A 21,423-nucleotide genomic window follows, 5' to 3' on the forward strand; every position below is an offset into this window, starting at 1 on the left:
CCCAGCCGATCCGAGCTACGACGCACGCGACATCTCGATGTTATCGACGAATGCGTGGAGCGCCGACACTTCGAATCGACTACAGGGTAATGTCGATGGCTTCACGCGATCGAACCGTCAATTTTCTGCGCTCTCGTGTTGTCGGAAGTGGCTCGATTGTGTGCGTCGGCGGCCAAAATTTACGCCGACAGCTTCCGCGGCACCGCATAGCGCGCGAAGTGGCCATGCAGACACGACAAGTCATGTGCAATCGTTTTGCGCTTCGAATCCCCCATCCTGATTTCACGCACCGTCACTCCGAAGCGTTGACGTACTGCATGCATAAAGCGATCTTTACTCGAAAAACCGTGGCGAAGCGCGATTTCCTTGATCGACTGCCCGCTCGACCGGGGATCGACGAGTGCCCGGTACGCGAGATCGAGACGATGGTCGCGGATGAAACGCGCGACACCGCCGTTCGCCTCGAACACCCGGTATAGATGGGCGCGGGATATGCGGAAATGCGCGATCAGCGATTCGGGGCCGAGATCGTGATCCGTCAAATGATGGGTAATGTACTGCACGACCCGCCTTCGCAGTGCGTCGCTCTGCGTCGAGATGCGCTCGCCGCCCGCGTGCGGCGCGCCCAGCAGTCCAGCAGCAAGCAGCATTACCAATGCGTCCTGCACCACGATAGCCTGCGGCGCCGACACGTGCGCGGCCACCCGGTGCATGCCCACGAGATAGTCGGCAAGCAGGTGCGTGATTCCCTTGTTCGCGCTCAGTACCTCGCCGTGCAGGTTTCGTCCGCCGGTCGCACGCTCAAGCTCGGCGCGCGGCACCACGACCGCAAACGACGCACCCTCGTCCACCCGGCTGCTCAGCGACTGACCGAGGTCGACCACTACGATGTCGCCCGCGTGCGCCTGCGCATCGATTCCGGCAAAGTTGCCGACCAGCGAGCCTGCTTGCACAAACTGGACGATGTACTGATCGAGACTACTTTGTTCGATCATACGGCGATCTCGCCGATACTCTTGCGCGTTGAATGATGCGCGCAACAGCAGCATCTCACCGAACATTCGCGACACCAGCGTGCCGGCCAGTCGTGCCCCGCCGCGCCTCGCAACCGCCGTCGTATCGGCGATGGGCTGCGTGACGTCGCGCCAGTACTGGTCCCGCAACGCGGGCTCGATCTGCTCGGTCGAAAGAAAGACTTCCTCGGAAGCCATGTTGTCCTCGTTTTTTGCGAGTTTCGTTGTTGTCGAGCGAGAGGGACGATACGGCACAGTCGCCCGAGCGGCAATCCCCGATCCAGGTGCCGCTGTTTCCGGCCGGGAAACGCGATGACAGCGATCGCGGACGCATCCCGTTCGCCCCTGCCACGTTCACCGGGGGGTGGACCGCAAAGGCAGAGGGATGCATGGGAGACGACCTGCGGCAGGAGGTCACGCCGACCCGGTGCAGTCCATTGATGGAACTGGCAGGATTGCTACGTGCCCGGAAAGGCACTTAGCACCGACAACCCACGCACTCGCTAGGAGTGCGCGGTGACGACAACGCCTGTGTCAGAACTGATAACCCGCACCGACAACCGCGCCGAAGTCCGAACGGGTGTTGCCCGTGACGGATGCCTTGACGACCCACTTTTCGTTTTCCGTCACGTACGAGTAACCAGCCGCAAAGCCTTGCTGGCCGTGGTAATTCGACGCTGCTGCCGACACCATCGAACGCCCCGGCGCGGTCGGTTGCGGAAGGCCCGCAACCGCCATCGCCGACGCTACGCCGCCGAACATGTCCCTCTTGACGGTGTTCAGGTCGTTGTACACCTGGCCGACGCGTTGATCCGTGTAGCCCCGCGAAGCCGCAGACGCTTCCGCAACATTGTCATTCAGTTGCTGCACGTTGACCGCATCGGTCGGAGCCGTACCGGCCGCAACGTTCGTCACTTGGCGCTCGGCACCCGTCGCGCCCACCGAGAACGAATTATCGCGGTCAGCAACCGAACCTGCGCCGACTGCAACCGAATTCTTGCCGGTCGCCGTGGCCGTGGTCCCGATCGAGCCAGCATCAGCGCGATTGATCCACGTGGTGTTGCTGTTGGTCTGGTTCTGGATATTCGTCACGTTGCCCGACACATTCGAAATCGCAGTATCCAATTGACCCTTGTTGACCGCATCGTTTGCGTTCACACCGTTCGCCACGCCCGTGAGCGTACGATCTCCTGACGTGCCGGAGAAATTCACCGACGTACCGCCCGTTCCCGCGCCAACCGTGATTTGACCATTCGGGTCTTGCTGCTGTACCACGCCAGCCTTCCCGTTCTGGATGTTCGTCACATTCTGTTGCAGGTTGTTGATGTCGGTCGTGTTCTGCGTCACTTGCGTCTGAATGCCGTTCACTTGCTGCTGAACGCCATACAGTTGCGAGCCGTTCACCGCTTGCATGCTGTTCGCAGTGACCGCGCCCGGCGCGACGTTGTTGATCACGACACCGCCCGACTGACCGCCAATCAGCGTGATCGAGTTCGCGCGGGAACCGTCCGTATTTGTATCGTATTGGACAGCGTTCTTCGTGCCGTCACTCACCGCGCTCGTCACCTTGTCATTCAACTGCTTGACGTTCACCACATCCGTGTCTGCAACACCGGTCGCAACGTTCTTGATGCTGTTGCCGCCGTTATCCAGACCGCTTGCCGTCACCGTCACACGGTTGGCCGAGTTCGAATTCACGATCAGGCCGTCTTGCGTCAGGTCGGTGCGGTTGCCGTTCGCGTCATAAACGTAGACATCACTGCCGGACACGACAGCTGTGCGGCCGTCTGCCGTTTGCGTGGCGATGCCTTGCGCGCTGATGGTCGAGTAGCTGCCGTCAACCGCTTGCGTGGTCAGCGAATCGGCATTCAGGTTTTTCGACAGCGCGAATTTCACATTCGTACCTTGCTGCGAAACCTGCACGTTCGAATCGCCGCTGAAATCGACCGTCGCACCCGGCGCGACGTTCGATGCTGCACCGCCGTTCGTGCTCACGTTCCAGCCCTTGTTCGCCGTCTCGCTCACACCGCCGATCGCCTTGTCGAGTTGGCCGACGTTGACCGCATCGGTCGAATCGACACCCGCCGCGACGTTTTTCAGCGTGACAGGCGCTGCGCCCGAACCGCCGAACGTCACCGAGCTTTTCGCGCTTGAATCGTATTTCACCGACAGCGCGTCGGAGGCTTGCAGGTTCGCGATGTCGCTGGCGTTCGTCGTCACGCGCTGATCGATATTCGAAATATCGGTCGTGTTCTTCGTGATTTGATCACCCTGCGACGCAACCGTTTGATTGGTTGCGTACAGTTGCGAACCGTTCACCGCGTCCGTGCTGTCGACCGTCAGCGTACCGGCGCCCACGTTCGTGATCGTCGTGCCGCCCTTGCCGTCGAGCACGATGCCCGCGTGCGTGTCGTCGGAGTACATCACCGCGTTTTTCAGCTTCTCGCCGGTCGCGTTCGACACGTTCGTGATTTGCTGTTCGAGGTTTGATTGCACGCCCGACAGTTGCCCGCCGTTCACTGCGTCCTTGCTACCCGGTGCGACGCTGCCATCGGCGACGTTGACGATCTTCGTGGCGACGCCATCACGCGATGCGTTGTAGGCTCCGGTGTTCGGATCGAATTGGAGAGCGTTTTGTTGCAGGCCAGAAATCGCCGTCGTGTTGTTGCTGATGTTCGTCGTGTTCGTGTTGACCTGATCACTGATCGTCGCGACGTTATTGTTCGTCGTGTTGATTTGCGATTGCAGGCCGTCCGTCGCCTTGCCGAGTTGACCGACGTTCACGGCATCCTGCGCGCTCACACCGTCAGCCACATTACTGATCGTGACCGGCTTGGTCGTGTCGCCGCCCGCCAGCGTCACGGAGTTGGCGCGCGAGCCGTCAGCGTTCATATCGTACTGAACCGCGTTCTTCGTGGCTTGGCCAACGTTGCTGTTGATTTGGTCCTGCACGCTCTTCAACTGCGCGCCGTTGATCGCGTCCGTGCTCGATGCCGAAACATCACCTGCTGCCACGTTTGTGATTTTCTGCGGTGCGCCCGAGCCGTGCGACGCGTCGTATGCACCGAGCGTTCCCGACCATTGCAGCGCGTCCTTTTGCAGGCCGCTGATGTTCGTTTCGTTCGTGGTCACGCGACCATCGAGGTTCGAGATCGACGTGCTGAGCGTGTTGCTCACGTTCGTTACGCGTTGATCGACGTTGCTGATCGACGTGGACAGGTCGCCGGTTGCCTTCGTCAGTTGGCTAACGTTCACCGCGTCATGCGTGTCCGTGCCGTCCGCGACGTTCTTCACCTGCGTGCCGTTCGTGCCGGCGAGCGTGACGGAATCGAAACCGTCCGCGCCGTCGTACTTCACGTTACGTGTGTCAGCTTGTTGCAGCGCCGTGATGTTCGTCGTGTTCGTCGTCACTTGCGCGCCGATGTTCGAAACAGACGTGCTCAGGTTCGACACGTTCGTATTCGTGGTGCTGATCGACGCTTGCAGGCCCGATTGCACGCCGGACAGTTGGCCGAAATTCACGGCGTCGTTGTTCGCAGCACCGTCGGCAACGTTGTGCAGGCCGACCGGTGCGCCTGCGTTCGCACCGCCGAGTGTAACCGACGTGTGATCGTCACTGTCGTATTGCACCGCGTTTTTCGTAGCCGCGCCGATTTGGTTCGTCACGGACGTGGACAGGTTCGAAACCGACGTACTGATAGTCTGGTTGACGTTGTTTGTCACGTCCGTCAGGCCGGACTTGAGTTGACCAACATTCACAGCATCGTGATCGGCCACACCATCGGTGACGTTCGAAATCGTCGTGCCGTTGCTGCCCTTGAGCGTCACCGTGTCGAAACCGCTTGCGCCGTCGTACTTGACGTTGCGCGTATCGGCTTGTTGCAAGTTGGTGATGTTGGTCGTTGCAGTGCTCAGCGACGAACTGATATTCGCGACGCTGCTTTGCAGGTTCGTAATGTTGCCGGTTGCGGTGGAAAGCGACGATTGCAGCGGCTTGATTTGCCCGACGTTCACGGCATCCGTATCGGCCGTCCCAGCTGCGACGTTGTGCAGGCCGACCGGCGACGTAGCATCGGCTCCACCGAGCGTTACGCTGCTGTGCGCAGCGCTGTCGTACTGCACAGCGTCCTTGGTCGCGTTCGTGATCGACTGGTTGACGGTCGTGCTCAGTGACGACAGCTGACCGACGTTTGCCGCATCGGTTGCCGCGACACCGGTCGCGACGTTCGTGATCGTCGTGCCGCCGTTCTTTCCGTCCAGCGAAATCGTGTTGTGCGTGCTGTCCGTGTACTTAACGGAAAGCGCGTCCGACGCTTGCAGATTCGTGATTTGCCCGCCGATCGTCGTGCTCAGGTTCGAGACCGTTTGATTGGTCGTGTTGATCGACGTGTTCAGCGTCGTGTTGACATTCGAAAGCTGATTTACGTTCACAGCGTCCGTGCCGTCGGCGCCTGCCGCAACGTTCTTCAGTTGACGTTGAACAGTGGCCGATCCAAACGAAACCGCCCCGCCCACCGGGGCGGTCTGGCCAAAAACCGGCGTTGCCGCGACGATGTTATCTGCGCCAACGGCGTTCGACCCAAGCGCGACCTGATCGTTGCCATTCGTGCGCGCGCCCGCGCCGATCGCGACAGTGCGGTCGCCGACAGCTTGTGTGTTCGTCGTCGCATCGAAGCTTGCGCCGCCCGACACGCCATCGTTACCGCCACCAACTGCCGAACCGATTGCGATCGACTGCGAACCCATCGCCTGGGCAGAGTGTCCCATTGCAATGCTGCGACCGCCTTCCGCGTCCGCAACGTTGCCCATCGCCATAGAGAAATCACCGCTGGCGGCAGACTGGCGGCCCATCGCGATCGCCGTGTTGCCGGTCGCGACCGCGACCGTGCCGAACGCCATTGCCGAATTGCTCAGCGCTTGGGCACCAACGCCGATCGCAGTTGCGCCGCCGTTGCCGCCGGTGGTGTCCTTGCCATTCGCGTTTGCTCGGTCGCCGATCGCAATGCCGCCGGCACCCGCGATCGCACCCGTGCCTTGCGTGACTTTCGCGCTGCTTACTGCGACGTTTGTGCCGCTCGTCGTGTTGATGCAGTTTACATTCGTACCGTTGATGCAGTTGACCGATGCCGCGTTCGGATTGCCACGGTTTACGAAATTGACGCTACCGGTCGTTTGCGCGTAAGCCATGCCCGAAGTTCCTGCCAGCATCGCCGTCACGATCATAGAAATCTGAGTATTCTTCATACTTTAATCCTCTTTTGATTCTCTGGACTTTAGTTAGCACTACTAGATTCAATGAGTTCACCGAGTCGCACCGACGACTGTCAACGATACGACATTAAGAAACTTATCTAGACATCAGGGCGCAGGCGCAGCAAAGCATCCGCGTCGACGCGGACAATTGTCCGATCGCAGATCGATTGCCTCGTTATCGCTGCCGCTTTCGCGGCTGCCTGACGGATTTACATTGATTGAGTATACCGAGCCGACAACTGATTGCTGGCGACATCAGTAGCGAATAACGCTATTTCCCGAAGTCATCGGGCCTTGCCGAACGAATCGTTCAACCAATTGATTTCAATTCCGGAATGACGGCACCGGTATCGATGGCTGAAAATCGAGCGCCGAAGGCAGAGAAGATATCCCGTAGCATTTTGATACTCTTCCGTAACTAATTGGTTTCTATACTCGCAGGCATGGCCTACATGACATATTGCGGTCGGAAATGATCTCAATCGGCAATGGCGCCGCCCGGATGCCCGAGACGCACCCGCCCCTTATCGTCGCGCTTGCTTCTCACAACTCATGGCCCTCAACATTTCGATGGCATGTCCTCTTACGCAGCAACTGGAATTAAATCGACCTCTTTCTATCAAATCCATGAACAGATTATATCCACCAATTTTTCTACCGGAAACCGATTAACTCGATATTTCAACCAAGTTTTTGCAAATCATTGTCAAAAACTATCTGAAATTTATTAAAAAAATTGGAAGAATTTTTTCCGTTAATATTCATAATAAATCAATTCACAGCCCCATCATTTAATCTCATTTAAATTGAGAATATGTCTCATTTTTTGAGTCGTCGACACAGAGGTGACCATGCAAAATCGGACAGAATCGCCATCCGTTGAGCAGATATCTCCCCAATCCCCGCACACGCCGGGACCTCACATCTCAGTACATAGTTACAGCTCGAAGATATTGCCACGCTCGTTCACAAATACCGACATGCCGAACCAAGGGCTATGGATTACCGATATGCCATCGAGTATCGCGTCGTCGCTCTCGGTTCCTTCAAAAAATTCGCTCAAGTGAGCCGGATGCAGCACGAACGCGGCCGGCTTGCCTCCGTGCTCTTTTACATACTGTTCGACTCCGTAATCGATCAACTTCCAAACTCCGCAGGAGAGCTTTAAATATTTCATGCGATCAACCCCGATACGTCTCAACTCGTCTTATGTTTCGCTGGCGTCTGCTCACATCGTGGACTAAAAATAGGTGCCGGCAGGAAAGTTGAAGCGGCACGAGTCTGCGCCGCTAATCCAGTGCGACTACACGAAGGCGGGGCCACTTGTCCCGTCAACACGACGAGCCTCCCCCTCTAGCCGCTCTCTCTGAAGTGACCGGCTCCCAGTCTCGCGCCCGCCAAACCACCGCACCGTACGTGCACTGTGCTGTGCTGTGCATCAAAACGAGCGCCAATTACAGAACGCTGGAAAGCAGCCACCGCGCTTACACAGTGCATCAAGACACAACGTGACCCACTTTTTGGGAAGCAGTCGGCAGATATCAACAGCATCCGTCGGCCGGAAACCCGCTGCTCCGTCAAGGATGTCGCCAAGGCAATAGCGCATCCGCCAACGTCGGTGCAGGCCTGGCGATATAGAACCCCTGCACATACACTTCATCTCTACGTGATAGCCAGTTCAGCTGTGCCTCGTTTTCGACACCTTCGACTACTACAGTCATCCCGGCGATCTTCAACACATCCAGAATTCCAGCGACAAAATCACAGCTCCGTGATAGCTCGGGAATCTGCTTCATGAAGTCACGTGCCAGCTTAACCGTGTCGATGCGCATAGAACAGAGCGCCGAAAGTGACGAAAATCCCGTTCCGAAATCGTCAAGCGACAGGCGAATTCCGAGTTCTCTTATCGGCGCTGTCAGATGTCGTGTCGCGAGCAGAGTTGCTGCATCCTCGGTTTCCACGAGTTCAAGCTCCAAGAACGACGGGCTAATGTCGTGGCGTGTAGCAATTTCAGCTATCGCCGCACCAAGAGAATCGTCAGTAAGCAGGGACGGTTGAATATTGATTGCTATCCGTTGAAGCTTCCTGCCAGAGCACCGAAGCTTTTCGAATTGACAGCAAGCCGACGCAAGGACAAAGAAAAAAATTTCGCGCCCCACTTCTGGATCACGCAAGGCGTCAGCGAATGCACCAGGCAACAGGGTCCCGTAGTCCGGGTGTTTCCAGCGCAGCAGACATTCAACGCTCCACAAGGCGCCTGTTTTAGCATGGACAATCGGTTGGAACGCGACTGTAAACTCACGGTTGCGCAGGCCAGAAAAGACACCTTCAACCAGCTGCGTATTAGAGTCGTCGCCGCGTACGGGGGCAAGGTCTCGATCCCTTAGTGGTCTAGACAGGGCCAATCTTCGCTCCATGAATCGCTCTGGCATGTAAACTCAAACTGGTTTCGGGTTGCAGGATCGAGTTGCCGCCTTACACAACATCAAGATTGTGACTCTGGGAACATAATCTCGCATATCTTGAATCAAGATAATTTAAAGGCGCCGCGAAAATTCGTATTGACGGTAGAAACGGCGTCGGTGTCAGTCTGAAATATGCTGTATCGAGATACTCATAATATAAATCTCTGCGGCTCTTAGGTAGATTCATTCAGCGAATCGACAATGCAGTCTGGCGGGCGCTAAACGTCGCTGCGCGTAAGACCCTTCGGCATACTTTCAGCATATTCGCCAAGATCATCTCGAATTCTATATTGTTCACGGTCATCGCCTAACATCCAGCGGGGCGGCCGTCCGGTTCCGCTCCACGTTTGTCCAGTTTCTGGATTTCGATACTTCGGCTTGCGCCTGTGCTTCCGACGCATCGTCCTTTCCCCGACCGACGCTGGCATGCCATGACGCACCACGTCGATATCAAGACCAAACTCTTCAATGACGGCGCGCAAGCGTTCGACCACCATGTTTACGAGTCGCTCCCCTTCTAACACTCGCTCACGATCGATCTCACGCTTCAACAGTTCGTATTTCGCCAGCAATGTTCGATAGCGGAGGCTGCCTGCCCCCTCCGCGTTAGGCCAACCGTGCCATGCGAATTCGCTCGCGTGTGACGCAATAGCAGCACCATTGGCGAATCGCTCAGACGCGCTTCCATGTCCATGAGAATCCCCAACGACAGGATCGCTCTCAGCCGGGCAACGCTGCCCAATCACGGTCTTAGTCATTCTGAATCTCGACTTCCACGCGACGGCTCTTGGCGCGACCGCCCGCGGTGGCATGGGTCTGTGCACAGCGACAGAGCGTCGTGTGGTTCGACATGGGCAAGGCATCGAAAGCCAGCTCGCGCAAGCTTTGAGCGAAGCCTTGCAATGCACGCAGCGGCAGGTGGAACACAGTCTTGAGGCCCAGCAGCGCCTGGACCAGCGCGTCCCTGTACAGGCGCGGGCGGTCACGCGCCGGCTCGGCGTTGAGTATGCACGCAAGTGCGGCTTCATCAATCCACATCGAAACGTTGCCCCGATTTATCAGGCCGGCGTTATAGGCCAACCAACTCTTGACGCGGTAGCGAGTCTTCGGCTCGCTCGTCTTTCTCTTGTCCTCGCGCATCGTCTCGTCGGCAAAAATCGAGAACGTACGCAGGAACCCGAATTGTTAGCAGAGGTACCACCCCGGCCGTTGCACGTAAACATCAGCCAGCCGCAAAACGGCCGGATTCATGCCACAACGCCGTGTCAGATCGTATCGATGTGACTGCACGACATTGAGACATCACTCCAGCTAAAGACCGTGGATCACGCCCAATCAGGAGACAACCTCAGGTCTGCACGGAATTCACGGAACTTAGCGGCGTGACGCACGGTAGGCTGACGGAGACTCACCGGCATGTTCACGAAACGCAGTGGCGAAGTTTGCTGCGCTAGAAAAGCCCAGTTCTTCCGCAATACTCGCAACACTGGAAGATGTGTTCGCCAGAAGATCCCCCGCCTTCTCCATGCGCGCCTGGCGGATATAGGTAAAAACAGTCATGCCTAGATGGCGGCTGAAGGCTGCGGTGAGGCGCCGCTCGTTCGACCCCACGACTCGCGCCAGCACGTCCAGCTTTGGGGGCGCCGCGAGCCGCTCCGACAGATAATTACGCGCCGCCACGACAAGCACTTCGTCCGCACTCGCAGATGCAGGATCAACATCCCGCGCATCACCCTCAACTTCACGGATACTTTGGCGTACAGCCAGCTTTAGGTGTATGCGGACCCTCAGCAGCACCTCCTCAGCTACAAATGGACGATTGACGCAGTCGACGGCCCCCTCTCGCAACCCGGCAAGGCGCTCGTCAAGCGCATCCAATGCAGACAGGAGAATTACCGGTATGCCTTCGGTGCTGGGATTAGCCTTGAGGAGGCGCAAGATGGCAAGCCCTCCCGGAGCCGACGCTTGCAGATCAAGCAAAATTACATCCGGGCGAGCGACCATAGCCCGATCGTATCCACCTGACCCACCTAAAACCATGGTTAGCCGATAACCCGCGCTTTGGATTGAACCCGCCAAAAGACGAAGATCACTTGGATTTCCATCGATTAGCAAGACATGAGGTGAGGGGTTGCGAATTGCGTCCACGCTGGTCACGCCGTTTAATTATCTGCCTTTTACCTGAATACTTTAGAATCGAAAAAACGCTAAATCTCTGAGAGCAATGGCCCATCTACTTGAACAGCACCAGTGCCAATCGGAATAAAAAATTTATGCTGCATTCGCGAATTATGGCAGCCCCGTCGCCAATTCCTGTTAAGTAGTTCCATAGTTAGTGTACGAGGGCAAGAACGCAACGGCATTTGATTTAAGCGCAAAATACTTTGCGATTCAACTGAAATCCGAAAAAGTCGAATACCTCTATCGAGGCTTCTGCCCGCGATTCCACATTTCTGTCGTGATAAGCTTCACGTTCTAGACTCCAGTCGGCTCATCCGCGATAGCTCTAGATACCTGAAAAATCAAATGATTCGGAATCGTTGACGGCCTTCCGCATTGAAAATAGCGCGACTTTTTCTAGGCAAACAGATACTCTGTTCAACAGAGGCGGCAACCGCCCTCTCCCTTTCTGCCAAAACTCTCGAAGATTACCGCACGCCCAACTTCACATGAAGCAATGATATGAAAGCATGCACCTCGCATCTCACTCTTACTGACAGTACGGGCACTCGCTCTCCCCAGGGGAGAGCACGTATGGGTTGCCGTGGAGTATGCCTGGCGCTCCCAAATAGCGGCTTAGCCCGTTGATTCGTAGGCCGTCGGTAACGGCGATACCGAGACTTACCACCGTGGTCGTTGGCCAACTCAGTGAATCTGCATAAACCTCGATGCAGGATTCCAACGACACGTTGCGGTCAATGACTTCATCGGTGTCGCAGTGGGTAAAGGCCACGCCCTCCACGCACCGGAACGGATATCCGCTCCAGAGAATCCGGACTCTGCAATTTTCGAAGAGAAGCTATTCAACAGCCGAGACAGCATGTCCAGTCGTCAATGACGTACCACCCTAAAACGACTCAATTAAGTGCCAAGGAACCACCACATACAATAGCTTATAAGTTTATTTTAAGAGCAAAATCCTTTGTTAAATATTGTCAAATATCCGAATGAGAATCGGTACCAGTTTGCACGTCACGTGCAAGGTGATAATCTCACCCCAAATTCTGCTGCCAAGCGATGCTGATCGACAAAAAGGCTGTTCACAGAGCCCATGCCACCTCGTAGCACGGAAGGGGTAAATGGCTTGTCGCTAGACTTCGGAAAGTTCAGTTCCTATCGGGAGAGATTTTTCATACGAATTCCTACGTGCGAAAAATCAACGACGTATAAGTTTCACTCATGTAGATATTGAAGAAATTCGGCACCGTGAATCCCTGATGGAGCGGCGTGAAGATATAGATACCACTCGAAAATGTTGAATCCCTTCAGCGCTTGCCGGATACCAACTATATATGATAATTGCAATCCTAGAATCCGAAATCGATACCCTTGATCGAATGCTCGAAGCACTTTCTTCCTCGGGGCATATATGTTTCGGCGTTGAGAGCGACGAGAGGTTGTGGCAGATGCTCAATGATATTTCTGTCGAACTGTTTCTCATCGATTGGACGCATCCGGATGCCGTGCGCTATGATACGCTCGCTCGCCTAGTGCAGCACGCCACAGGCGCACCGGTCGTCTTGTGTATTACGCCGCACACCTCTCATTCCGTGATCGATTCCGGTATGAGATGTGGCGCAAGTTTGGCCGTCGAGAAGCCATCAAGCGGTGCCGACTCGTTCCATATCTCGCTTTCGTCGCTCCACTGAAACTTGTCAGGTGTCGATATCTTGCGCATCATTTGCTTCAATGAACTGAGCGCATACGGACAAGGGATGCACCGCTCGCGAAAACCAGCTGAGAGGACATCGCGCCGCTGAGTGCATGCGTTGCGTTCTCTTCATCGTTTCCTCCGTTGCTTTGCCTACACCACCGCTGGCTCGGGCCTCTGCCGTTCCACTTATTCCGCAGTCCGAGTTTGCGCGGCTACCTCTGTTTGACGCGACGTGCCCTCAAGTTCGCGGAGGCAGGCACGAAATACGGGGTCACCGACAAGCCCGCTTTTCTTCAGGGCGAAAAGTCTGTCACGGCGTACTTTCGGTGCATGCCAGACCTCCCCTACTGCAAAAATGCCACCAGACCTTCGGAAGCGTCCGCGAAACGCTGCCCAAGAAAGTCGAGCAGCGCGCGCACGCGTGGCGCCATATAGGGCGTGCGTTGAAATAGCGCACTGACTGGTATGTCCGGAGTGCGCCATTCGGGCAAGAGCAGCTTGAGCCTGCGGGCCTTTAGATCCTCGCCGATATCCCAGATCGATTTCATGACTGCGCCGCGGGCTTTGTCAACTTGGTGAGCCAGCGTCACATTCCCCGCCGAACATAGTTATCCTCACTAGATGAAGTTAGGGGCCGCAGTCTCGCTGCTCCAGCTATGCCTGGTGGCGAGGCGTTCTTTGAGTGCGGCGCGATGAACGGCTGCGCTCATCTGATGCCTAGGCAGTGCGTAGTGCTGCTGGATCGGGCCAAAGCATGAGAGAAATGCCTGTGTACGATGCACATCGCGAAAGCCGCACATGTGTCGTTCACGCCTGCCGGTCGGCTGATGGCTGTTCTCGGCACGATTGCTCACTCGTGCCGCCACTTTGACGAACACGTGCTTTACGTGAGCAAGCTCGCGGATCTCAGCCTTCGCCGCCGCATAGCTGCGCAGATGATCGGTGACGATCTTGCGGGGAGCCGGATTCGAACTCAGCATCCGCCTGAAGAACCGCTTCGCCGCGACCTTGTCGCGCCGCTTTTGCACCAGCACATCAAGTTCGGTGCCATGTTCGTCGACCGCACACCACAACAAATACGGTTCGCCGCGCAGCGTCACGAACATCTCGTCCAGATGCCAGGTGGTGCCCGGTTTGCGCCGCACGGCTTTGGCGCACTGGGCGAATCCTGCTCCAAATTTGTCGCACCTGCAACGGATTGTTTCGTATGTGACCACGACGCCGCGTTCAAGTAACAATTCTTCGACGTCGAGCAGGCTCAGGCCGAACCGAAAATACCACCGAACTGCACAACTGATCACGACAACAGGGAACCGGTGTCCGTGATACAACGATCTCGTCTTCTTCATCGCTGCATTCTACCGCCGCCTTTCCGCTAACCTGACAGCGCCAGAATTCTTTGTCGGGTAACCCAGCTATCTGATGGTCGCCCCGAGGCGCTTCCCCAACTTTAGATAAAGCCGAACCGCTCGAAGACGCTCTTCACACGAGTACATGAACTACCTCCAGATAGTCCAAGTTTTCGCCCGCACCCCCATCAACCGCGCACGCCGCACCTGGCCAACGGCCATCGTACGGCTGCGCAGCATCGACATCAGCTCTTCGCGCGCGGTTTCACTCAGATTCATTTTGCCCATGCACTGTTAGATCAGTGCAATTTCATTGGCTCAATGGACTAGGGCGGGCGAAAAGTTTCAATTTTTTTGGAAGAAAAACCGCAAATTTTCTTTGCTACTAGAGATTACACTTCTGCCATTATGGAAGACCAGTTCTCGTGATGCAAAGCGGATGGATACTGGAATTTGCCCGAAGCCGACAGTTGCGGGGCCAAAACCGTATCAGATATGTATCGATACAATGAAATTGTATAAGCAGGGTTGCGTATGATTTCAATTGTTAAATGTGGCGTAGCCGCCCGCAGTGTGGCGCACCCATACACGGATGTGTTAGATCGTTCGCCCACTTCAGTGGCTGTCGCAGCCAAACCCTAACTGCTGGTTCGAAACGGTCAACGAGATGCAGAAGTCCTGGTACTGTACGGAGTGCAGGCCGGAGCGGCAGACTTCACGATCCCGGAAACTTCTCGGAAAGCCGGATCCCCTTCGTAAGTCAAATCCGGCATCTCTCCTTTAAAGAAAGAGGACTGCATGCGAAAAGGCATATGTCGAAAAATGGAACGGATGCGCACTATGGCGATGTGCGTCATAGCCGGACTGGTCATGGGTGGGTGCGGTGACGACGGCGATGGCACGTCCTCAGCATCGGCAGAACGGACAGTGTTGATCTATGCGGTGGGCTCTGATCTCAGCACCAATGCAGAGCGGGATGTCAATGACATCCTGAAGAACAGCACGTCCAATCAGGTCAATATTGTTGTTGCAGCCGGAGGTGGAGTTCCGATCGAGCACGATAGCAGTGATAGCGTCCAGCTCGACTGGACGCAGTTGACCCATCTCGCCAAAGGCAGGGACGGAGCACTGTACCGTAGCGTGCTCGGAAAGGAGAATATGGGTGACGGCGCAACGTTCACCAGTTTCGTCAAATGGGCAGTGAAGACCTATCCTGCGAAAAATTATTCGATCATCTTTGATGACCATGGCGGTGGCCCGATTGGCGGGTTTGGCTCGGATAGCGTATTTCGAACGGACGCGGATCAGGCCAGCCTCTCCATAGCCACAATCGCCGAATCGATGAAGACTATTCAGGCTGATACCGGGGTAACGTTCGATATGGTCGGTTTTGACGCGTGCTTGATGGCCAGCGCCGAGATTGCAAATGCGATCAGTCCATATGCGAGGTACCTTGTAGCATCGGAGGACCTAGAGTTCGGAAGTTGGGATTACGACAACATACTCAAGGCAGTATCCAAAAACCCGGCGATAGACGGGAGAGAGTTTGGCGAAGTTGTGATTGACGCGGCGCGGCAGAATAACAATGGAACCAGCGGAGAAAATAACCCGGCTCTCACGTTGTCAATGATCGATCTGACAAAAATGGGCGCAGTCGTCGACGCAATAGACAACCTCGGCGGCGAATTGACGGCGAGTCTGGCGCGAGACCCCTCTCCGCCTGCTACTCCGCCCGCGGATGTCGCGACGGGCAACCTGTGTACGACCAACTGGTCCTGCATCGCGCAGGCTCGCCATGGCGCCGAGCAGTTTGACAACGATTTCAGAAGCGTGGCGCCCGATACCGTAGACCTCGTCAGCTTTGCTCAGAGCCTCGTCACTTTCAATCCTGGGCATACCGGCCCGGTCCCGGCTACGCCCGAAGCGATTCAACGTGTTAAGGCTGCTGTTGCCGACGCGGTTATCGACCAGGCGACGGGATCGGAACGAACGGAAAGCAGCGGGCTTACAATATACGTTCCTGCGTCAACGATCTATTCCACCACTGCGGGGCCGGCTTATTCCTCCCTCTCTTTCAGCGCGAGTTACAAGGCATTCGTGGCCGGTTATACTGCTATGGCGCCCGGCGTCATGTCCGACGCGTCTGCGTTTTCCAAGGGACAGCCATTGAATTCGGGCGGCGTCCTGACTATCGCTCAGCCGCTCTCTTCTGCATTATGGCTGGACGCGATGCCGCTCGCTGCAATTGTCGATCCTACCGGGAATGCAGCAGCCATCGCGCCGGCAACAACCGTCAACAACGCGACGCAGATCAGTGCCGACAGGACGTTGCGGCGGTTCGTCATGAACGGAAATCCGGTTTCCGTGGTGCCAGCTGAAGCCCCCAGCGCTGGCAGCACATACATTGTTCCTGTCTGCTACAAGCCAGTGCGCAATGCCACGGTTTCGGGCGGCTACCTTGTGGCGACTGTCACGGGTGATAGCGTCAGTCTGACATCTGGTCGGCCGATTCTGACCTACGATACATCGGCAGCAGGACTGTACCAGGCCCAGCCAAGCGATCAGATTGCGTCACGGCCGTATAGCTATTCTTCTACAGACAAGAGATGGGATTGGGCGGACTGCTCGACGCTGGATTCAGCGCGATACACGAACTGGGGAAGTACTGGGCCGACGTTTTCAGCGAGCACCATCGCCAATGGGACGTCTGTGATGCTGGGGTTCATGGACATCTCCGACTTCTTTTACTTCTCCGCAGGCACCCCGCTAACCTGGCAGTAGATCTGGCTCCCGTGCAAATAGCCAGTCGGAACGCAGACGGGATACCTTATTGAGTGGAAAGGACGGCGGTCCAGGCAGTGGGGGCCGCCCCATCTTTGAGTCGCAAGCAGGCAACGCCAATTTCCCTTTGCGAATCCGGTGCATCAACTCGATGCCCGCGAGCGTGATCGCTGCGTTCCTGAAACGTTTGGAGCCGAGCATGGTTTTCGTCCGGGACTTTATGTCGCGATGGGCCCGTTCGATCAGGTTATGCACGTGCTTTGAGGATCGAGTCGCGGTACCCTCCAGCAGCAGCCCGTCGGCCTTCATTTCGCGCGCCACGCGGTGCAACGCCGCATAACCATCGAGCTTGACGATCTTCGGCGGTTGGCCCTGATGTTTGATGGCCTTGCTGAAGCAGGCTTTGTTCCCCTTCACGTCTCGCTTCACGCACAGCAGGAAGTCTACCGCCTGCCCAGCACGTTCAACCGCTCTGTAGAGATACACCCACTTGCCGCGAATCGTCAGGTTGGTCTCATCGACGCGCCACGATCGTCCTACGAGTATGCCAAAGTGATTCCTGCGCTTGACGAACTCTGGCGCATAGCGCCGCACCCAGCGCAGGATCGTCGTACGTGCGAGCGACAAACCCCGCCATCATCTCGACAAGATCCCGCAGACTGACTCTGAAGCGCGGGTACCAACGCACACACAGAATGATGATCTCGCGATCAAAGTCTCGATCAGCGAACAACACGTCAAGACTCTTCAGCTTACTCACCAGTCGGCCATCAGCACGTTCAGTCCCACACGTTAGCCGATCTCACGTCGCCATTTGCACCAGAACCGTTAATGCTGGGCACAACCGCAGTTGATAACATGCGATCATGGCAGGCAGGCGCACGTGCGGGATGACCGGCGGCCGGAAATGAATTATGCAGTTTTCCTAGAACTTAGGAGTCCTTTCTCCAGGAATATCGATATGAAAAGCTTCAAGCGATTGGTACTGATTTTTGCGGCAATGTCGCTGGGCACTGTAATGGTAGAGGGTTGCTCCGCCCCCGATCCGCGGATGCAGGCAGCAGTGAACGATCAACCTTTCCATACATGGTTTCTTGGCCTTACCGATCAGATCAAGGCCGACTCACGTTACCGGAGGATTCCGCTGGATACGCCGGACGAGACCGGCGAATTCATGCAATGGCTGCATGACACCTACCGGCACAGGATCACAAAGACCCAATTCGCAGACCTGGTTAAGACCGGTTACCCGGGCCATCAATACGAAACCGACTTCATTGTCAGACGGCTACCTGACTAGCTTTATTACAATGCATAGCCGACCACGAACCCATATATGTATCGCATACTTGTTTCCAATTTACGGTTTTCTGCCATGCGTGCCGACCAACTGCATCACCGGTACGGTAACCGGCCTTTGGTTGCCTTTTGACCAATTCTCAGTATTTCAGAGCGTTCTGGAAAAGATCATTGCCTCACAACGGCGCGGTGTAGGCGTCAAATCCTGAGCGCGCTGCTGTGCCATTAGCGGCGACGCACCGGGTCCTTTTGGTATTTACCACCTACAAGATGTCGTAACGGCCCCTTTTTCGCAACTCCGTGTTCTTATCAAACCGGGGCAACCGCCCGCTATCACGGTAGCCAGCTACCCGCCAAGACACAAGCAAATGGATCTTTACTCTCATGTTCGCATCATCGTCGGCGTCGTAATCAGCCTCGGGCTTACGCACCTGCTACGGGGCTTTGCCAACATCATCCAGCGTCCACGCAAGAAAATGCTTTACGGTGCCCACATGGCGTGGGCATTTTTCATGCTCATTTACGTGCTGCACTACTGGTGGTGGGAATTTCAGCTCCGTGAACTCAGGGAGTGGAACTTCGCCATCTACCTGTTCACCATCGCCTATGCAGTTTTGATATACATGACCTGCTCCATGATGTTCCCCGATTCAATGGAGGAATACAGTGGATACGAAAACTACTTCTTTTCCCGAAAATCATGGTTCTTTGGTTTGCTCGTCGCGCTTTTTGCGCTTGATCTCATTGATACCCTGTTGAAAGGACGACAATATTATTTGCATCTCGGGTCGGCATATGCGGCGAGGGCGATCGTTTTTATAGTGGCTTGCAGCATTGCGATCAGGACGAACAACCGACGCTATCACCGAGTGTTTCCCATCATAGCCATCGCCTACCAGCTTGTTTATATTTTCACCCTGTACAGCCGTGAATTCTAGGCCCCTACGAACTCGGGGCATGCGGGCATGTGTGATCCTTACTGGTCGCGAACCGATACACCCGGGCCCCCACCAATTCTATAGTCCGCAAAGCACCGGTAGAACCCCTGTTTTTCGGCTCGCATCTATCAGTAATGCATAACAATCACACGGCACCCTCACGCCCCGAACGCGCGATGAGCTCGTTGAAAGGCCAGGCACTGCGTCGCGACACGGCAGATTCACGCCATGGATCACATCGATTTGCCGCACGTATTCGTACGCGTCGTTGACCGCATGAAGTTCACTCGCGCTGCCGAGACGATGGGCATGCCTCACCCATTCGTTTCCGCGACTGTCCTCGAAACGGGCAAAGCGGTCGGCACGGGGCCGCTGAACCGGCCAACGCGTAGAGCCACGATGACACGCTGTTGGGCGGTGTCTGGGCCTGATCGCAGGCATGGACGAGACAGAGAACCTCTTCCGCGATTCCGGACCCGCCCCCGGCGGCACGTTGCGCATCGACGTGCCGGGACGCCTCGGATCGCGTGACTCACGCCCCGACGCTACCTGAATTCCTGAAGCACTATCCGCAGATCGACGTTGAGCTGGGGATGACCGACCGCACAGCCAACCTGACAGAGGAGTGGGTAGACTACCCGCATCGTCAGCATCTGTCGCGGCGCATTCTCTTCTTTGTCGACTGGCTCGAACATCTTCCGGCGCCCCACGTGCAGCCAGAGGAGCGCGCGCGACGCCTGGGCAGAACTCCCCGGCACTACGCGCTATCGATGAGTCTGATCGCCTTGCTTCTGCCGATTTCCGCCATCTCCTCGCGGCTGCCGCGAGCCATCAGCACTGCGCTCGACAACGGTACACTACCCGACCAAACTGCATCATCTTTCGCGATCGCCCATCGCGCACCGAATGCACCGCCCTCTGCGTCAAACGGCGTGAAATCGATGATATAGCCCTTGTAACGAATGACGTAGTTCTCCATCAGCTTCGGCCCTGAATGTGAAATCACTCTATCATCCGCATCGACGGAAATGTGTCAAAGAATGTCAGGCGAGCAATGGGCGGCACTGTGCGGATCGTCAACGCAGCGCCTCAGCGTCCTGCTCGCGCCATGCCCGTTGCTGGCGAAACAGTCGTGTGATCGCCATGCGACTCGCCTTCCACCACGCAAACGGTCGAGGATCGGCGAGCATACTCAGCGCTCGCGCATAGTCGAGCGTCAGACCGGGCGTCCACGCCATCGTGACTGCACGCTTGCGTATCTGTGCCGCGACCCAGAGTTCCGGCGTAACCAGGACACGCAGGAAACCGCCCCAGCCAGCACGCTCGCCCCACAGCCTGCCGACTGCGCCATCGAGCGCCGCTTCGAGTGCATTCGAAACGCTGCTGGAGCAGTTGCGATGCGTCAGGTTGTAGTGCGTGTTGCGGCGGTACCGCTCCCAGAACGCCCGAAGTTTTACGGGATCGTAGTTGCGGATGCGCACGCGAACCGTCGACGGACACCATGCCTTCGCTTCGGTCGCATAGTCAGGCTGAAAAATTCCGGGCACATCATTGTCAGGTGTCGCGCGCAGGATCCGGCCGAATTCCCCGGGCGAACGGTCGATCTCCACGCCTGGATAAAGACTGATGTAGATGCCCTCTGGCGACTCCAGGGCCGCGTGACCGGTCGAGATCACACCGTTGACATCAACAGCAGCAATGTAGCGATCGATGATCGGATGACGTTGTGCGGGAGCCCTGGACGATCCGGATGGCGTCCACACATGAACGGTCAAGGCGCGCTCGTCGTCCGCAGGCGGACCGTCCCATTCGGTACGATCGAACATTCGAGATTCGCGAGGCACATCGACTTCGGGCAGCAACGCTGAGCGCCGCGAGCGGCGCAGTGCAGGATTGCTGTCGAGACGGCGCACGCGCGCGGCAAGCGCGATCATGTTGAGGCCGCCGAACATGAGGAAGAGAGCCAGGCAGTAAGGCAAGGTCCCGACATAGTGGGTCGGATAGGGCTGGTAGAAGAACACGGCTATAAGGATCTCGGCAGTGCCCCAGGTGAAGGCGATCCGCCAGCGTCGATAGCGGACAATCCAGGCAGACACGCACTGAAGCAGTCCGTCTGCGAGAAAGAGCGTGCCGAAGATCATCGAGAGGATGAAGTTACCGTGGTGGTGTCCCGCGAATATCAACAAGGCCGCGCCCACAACGGCACAGCCCTTGATGTAACGCAATACGCGCTGCCCGCCTACCCCTGTCCACGCTACCGCAAGCGTCGCGATACCTTCCGCGAGAAACAGCCATGCGAAAAGCGTTAGCGGAAAGTGGCGCGCCCCGCCCGTTGCATCGACGAAAACAGTGAGACCCGCAGCAATCCAGATTACGCCGATCGACAAAATCGCACGGGCGCGTTTGCGCAGATAGTCAACGCCCAGCAAAAGCATTACCAGTCTTACCATG

At 56.6% G+C, this 21,423-nt stretch carries 15 protein-coding genes and 2 pseudogenes; 5 read left to right on the forward strand and 12 right to left on the reverse strand.

Features of this window, described 5'->3' with window-relative positions:
* Positions 1–179: 179 nt before the first annotated feature.
* The 7 genes and pseudogenes from C7402_RS07800 to C7402_RS07830 form a co-directional block, all read right to left on the reverse strand.
* Complete coding sequence (locus tag C7402_RS07800; protein WP_116610153.1) at positions 180–1,211, reverse strand: helix-turn-helix domain-containing protein; 1,032 nt, start codon at positions 1,209–1,211, stop codon at positions 180–182.
* Positions 1,212–1,547: 336 nt separating this feature from the next.
* Positions 1,548–6,257 (reverse strand): YadA-like family protein, encoded by a 4,710-nt coding sequence (locus C7402_RS07805; protein ID WP_116610154.1) that lies wholly within the window; start codon positions 6,255–6,257, stop codon positions 1,548–1,550.
* Positions 6,258–7,203: 946 nt separating this feature from the next.
* Complete coding sequence (locus C7402_RS07810) at positions 7,204–7,443, reverse strand: hypothetical protein (RefSeq protein ID WP_116610155.1); 240 nt, start codon at positions 7,441–7,443, stop codon at positions 7,204–7,206.
* Positions 7,444–7,843: 400 nt separating this feature from the next.
* Positions 7,844–8,683 carry an EAL domain-containing protein gene (locus tag C7402_RS07815; protein ID WP_165841816.1) on the reverse strand — a complete coding sequence of 280 codons (840 nt, stop codon included), beginning with the start codon at positions 8,681–8,683 and terminating at the stop codon, positions 7,844–7,846.
* Positions 8,684–8,949: 266 nt separating this feature from the next.
* The gene (locus C7402_RS07820) at positions 8,950–9,489 is read right to left on the reverse strand and encodes an H-NS histone family protein (protein ID WP_165841817.1); all 540 of its coding nucleotides are present in this window, start codon (positions 9,487–9,489) and stop codon (positions 8,950–8,952) included.
* Positions 9,490–9,547: 58 nt separating this feature from the next.
* Positions 9,548–9,871, reverse strand: a pseudogene (locus tag C7402_RS07825) (transposase); the annotation flags it as partial.
* A gap of 234 nt (positions 9,872–10,105) precedes the next feature.
* Positions 10,106–10,888 carry a response regulator transcription factor gene (locus C7402_RS07830; protein WP_341869230.1) on the reverse strand — a complete coding sequence of 261 codons (783 nt, stop codon included), beginning with the start codon at positions 10,886–10,888 and terminating at the stop codon, positions 10,106–10,108.
* A gap of 1,355 nt (positions 10,889–12,243) precedes the next feature.
* On the opposite strand from C7402_RS07830, the gene C7402_RS07835 reads away from it, so the two are divergent.
* Complete coding sequence (locus C7402_RS07835; protein WP_116610158.1) at positions 12,244–12,600, forward strand: DNA-binding transcriptional response regulator; 357 nt, start codon at positions 12,244–12,246, stop codon at positions 12,598–12,600.
* Positions 12,601–12,949: 349 nt separating this feature from the next.
* Here C7402_RS07835 and C7402_RS07840 read toward each other — a convergent pair whose 3' ends face one another.
* Together C7402_RS07840 and C7402_RS07845 are read right to left on the reverse strand one after the other, a co-directional pair.
* On the reverse strand, positions 12,950–13,153 hold the full coding sequence (locus tag C7402_RS07840) for a hypothetical protein (protein WP_116610159.1): 204 nt from the start codon (positions 13,151–13,153) through the stop codon (positions 12,950–12,952).
* 69 nt (positions 13,154–13,222) lie between these two features.
* Positions 13,223–13,954: an IS6 family transposase gene (locus C7402_RS07845; RefSeq protein WP_116610160.1), complete on the reverse strand. Its 732-nt coding sequence runs from the start codon at positions 13,952–13,954 to the stop codon at positions 13,223–13,225.
* A 798-nt stretch (positions 13,955–14,752) separates the two neighbouring features.
* On the opposite strand from C7402_RS07845, the gene C7402_RS07855 reads away from it, so the two are divergent.
* Entirely contained in the window at positions 14,753–16,735 is a 1,983-nt protein-coding gene (locus C7402_RS07855; protein WP_116610161.1) for a clostripain-related cysteine peptidase, read from the forward strand.
* Positions 16,736–16,781: 46 nt separating this feature from the next.
* Here the strand turns inward: C7402_RS07855 and C7402_RS07860 are convergent.
* Positions 16,782–17,495, reverse strand: a pseudogene (locus C7402_RS07860) (IS6 family transposase).
* A gap of 201 nt (positions 17,496–17,696) precedes the next feature.
* Between C7402_RS07860 and C7402_RS07865 the strand changes: the two are divergent.
* The 3 genes from C7402_RS07865 (at position 17,697) to C7402_RS48275 (ending at position 19,503) form a co-directional block, all read left to right on the forward strand.
* The gene (locus C7402_RS07865) at positions 17,697–18,035 is read left to right on the forward strand and encodes a hypothetical protein (RefSeq protein WP_116610162.1); all 339 of its coding nucleotides are present in this window, start codon (positions 17,697–17,699) and stop codon (positions 18,033–18,035) included.
* A gap of 367 nt (positions 18,036–18,402) precedes the next feature.
* Positions 18,403–18,972: a hypothetical protein gene (locus C7402_RS07870; RefSeq protein WP_116610163.1), complete on the forward strand. Its 570-nt coding sequence runs from the start codon at positions 18,403–18,405 to the stop codon at positions 18,970–18,972.
* A 228-nt stretch (positions 18,973–19,200) separates the two neighbouring features.
* Positions 19,201–19,503 (forward strand): helix-turn-helix domain-containing protein, encoded by a 303-nt coding sequence (locus C7402_RS48275; protein ID WP_425273768.1) that lies wholly within the window; start codon positions 19,201–19,203, stop codon positions 19,501–19,503.
* Between the two features lie 226 nt (positions 19,504–19,729).
* On the opposite strand, the gene C7402_RS07880 is transcribed toward C7402_RS48275, so the two are convergent.
* A complete protein-coding gene (locus C7402_RS07880; protein WP_116610165.1) occupies positions 19,730–19,951 on the reverse strand; it encodes a hypothetical protein in 222 nt (73 codons plus the stop codon).
* A 97-nt stretch (positions 19,952–20,048) separates the two neighbouring features.
* The gene (locus C7402_RS07885) at positions 20,049–21,422 is read right to left on the reverse strand and encodes an HdeD family acid-resistance protein (protein ID WP_116610433.1); all 1,374 of its coding nucleotides are present in this window, start codon (positions 21,420–21,422) and stop codon (positions 20,049–20,051) included.
* Between the last annotated feature and the right edge of the window lies 1 nt (position 21,423).

Origin of the sequence: Paraburkholderia unamae, assembly GCF_003096875.1 — a bacterium.
In the GTDB taxonomy this organism is placed as follows: domain Bacteria; phylum Pseudomonadota; class Gammaproteobacteria; order Burkholderiales; family Burkholderiaceae; genus Paraburkholderia; species Paraburkholderia unamae.

Coding starts and splice junctions, on each gene's coding strand:
- C7402_RS07855 (WP_116610161.1), top strand. CDS start 14,753: ATGCGAAAAGGCATATGTCGAAAAATGGAACGGATGCGCACTATGGCG.
- C7402_RS07810 (WP_116610155.1), bottom strand. CDS start 7,443: ATGAAATATTTAAAGCTCTCCTGCGGAGTTTGGAAGTTGATCGATTAC.
- C7402_RS07845 (WP_116610160.1), bottom strand. CDS start 13,954: ATGAAGAAGACGAGATCGTTGTATCACGGACACCGGTTCCCTGTTGTC.
- C7402_RS07800 (WP_116610153.1), bottom strand. CDS start 1,211: ATGGCTTCCGAGGAAGTCTTTCTTTCGACCGAGCAGATCGAGCCCGCG.
- C7402_RS07815 (WP_165841816.1), bottom strand. CDS start 8,683: ATGGAGCGAAGATTGGCCCTGTCTAGACCACTAAGGGATCGAGACCTT.
- C7402_RS07840 (WP_116610159.1), bottom strand. CDS start 13,153: ATGAAATCGATCTGGGATATCGGCGAGGATCTAAAGGCCCGCAGGCTC.
- C7402_RS07835 (WP_116610158.1), top strand. CDS start 12,244: ATGATAATTGCAATCCTAGAATCCGAAATCGATACCCTTGATCGAATG.
- C7402_RS07865 (WP_116610162.1), top strand. CDS start 17,697: ATGAAAAGCTTCAAGCGATTGGTACTGATTTTTGCGGCAATGTCGCTG.
- C7402_RS07880 (WP_116610165.1), bottom strand. CDS start 19,951: ATGGAGAACTACGTCATTCGTTACAAGGGCTATATCATCGATTTCACG.
- C7402_RS07870 (WP_116610163.1), top strand. CDS start 18,403: ATGGATCTTTACTCTCATGTTCGCATCATCGTCGGCGTCGTAATCAGC.
- C7402_RS48275 (WP_425273768.1), top strand. CDS start 19,201: ATGGATCACATCGATTTGCCGCACGTATTCGTACGCGTCGTTGACCGC.
- C7402_RS07805 (WP_116610154.1), bottom strand. CDS start 6,257: ATGAAGAATACTCAGATTTCTATGATCGTGACGGCGATGCTGGCAGGA.
- C7402_RS07820 (WP_165841817.1), bottom strand. CDS start 9,489: ATGACTAAGACCGTGATTGGGCAGCGTTGCCCGGCTGAGAGCGATCCT.
- C7402_RS07885 (WP_116610433.1), bottom strand. CDS start 21,422: ATGGTAAGACTGGTAATGCTTTTGCTGGGCGTTGACTATCTGCGCAAA.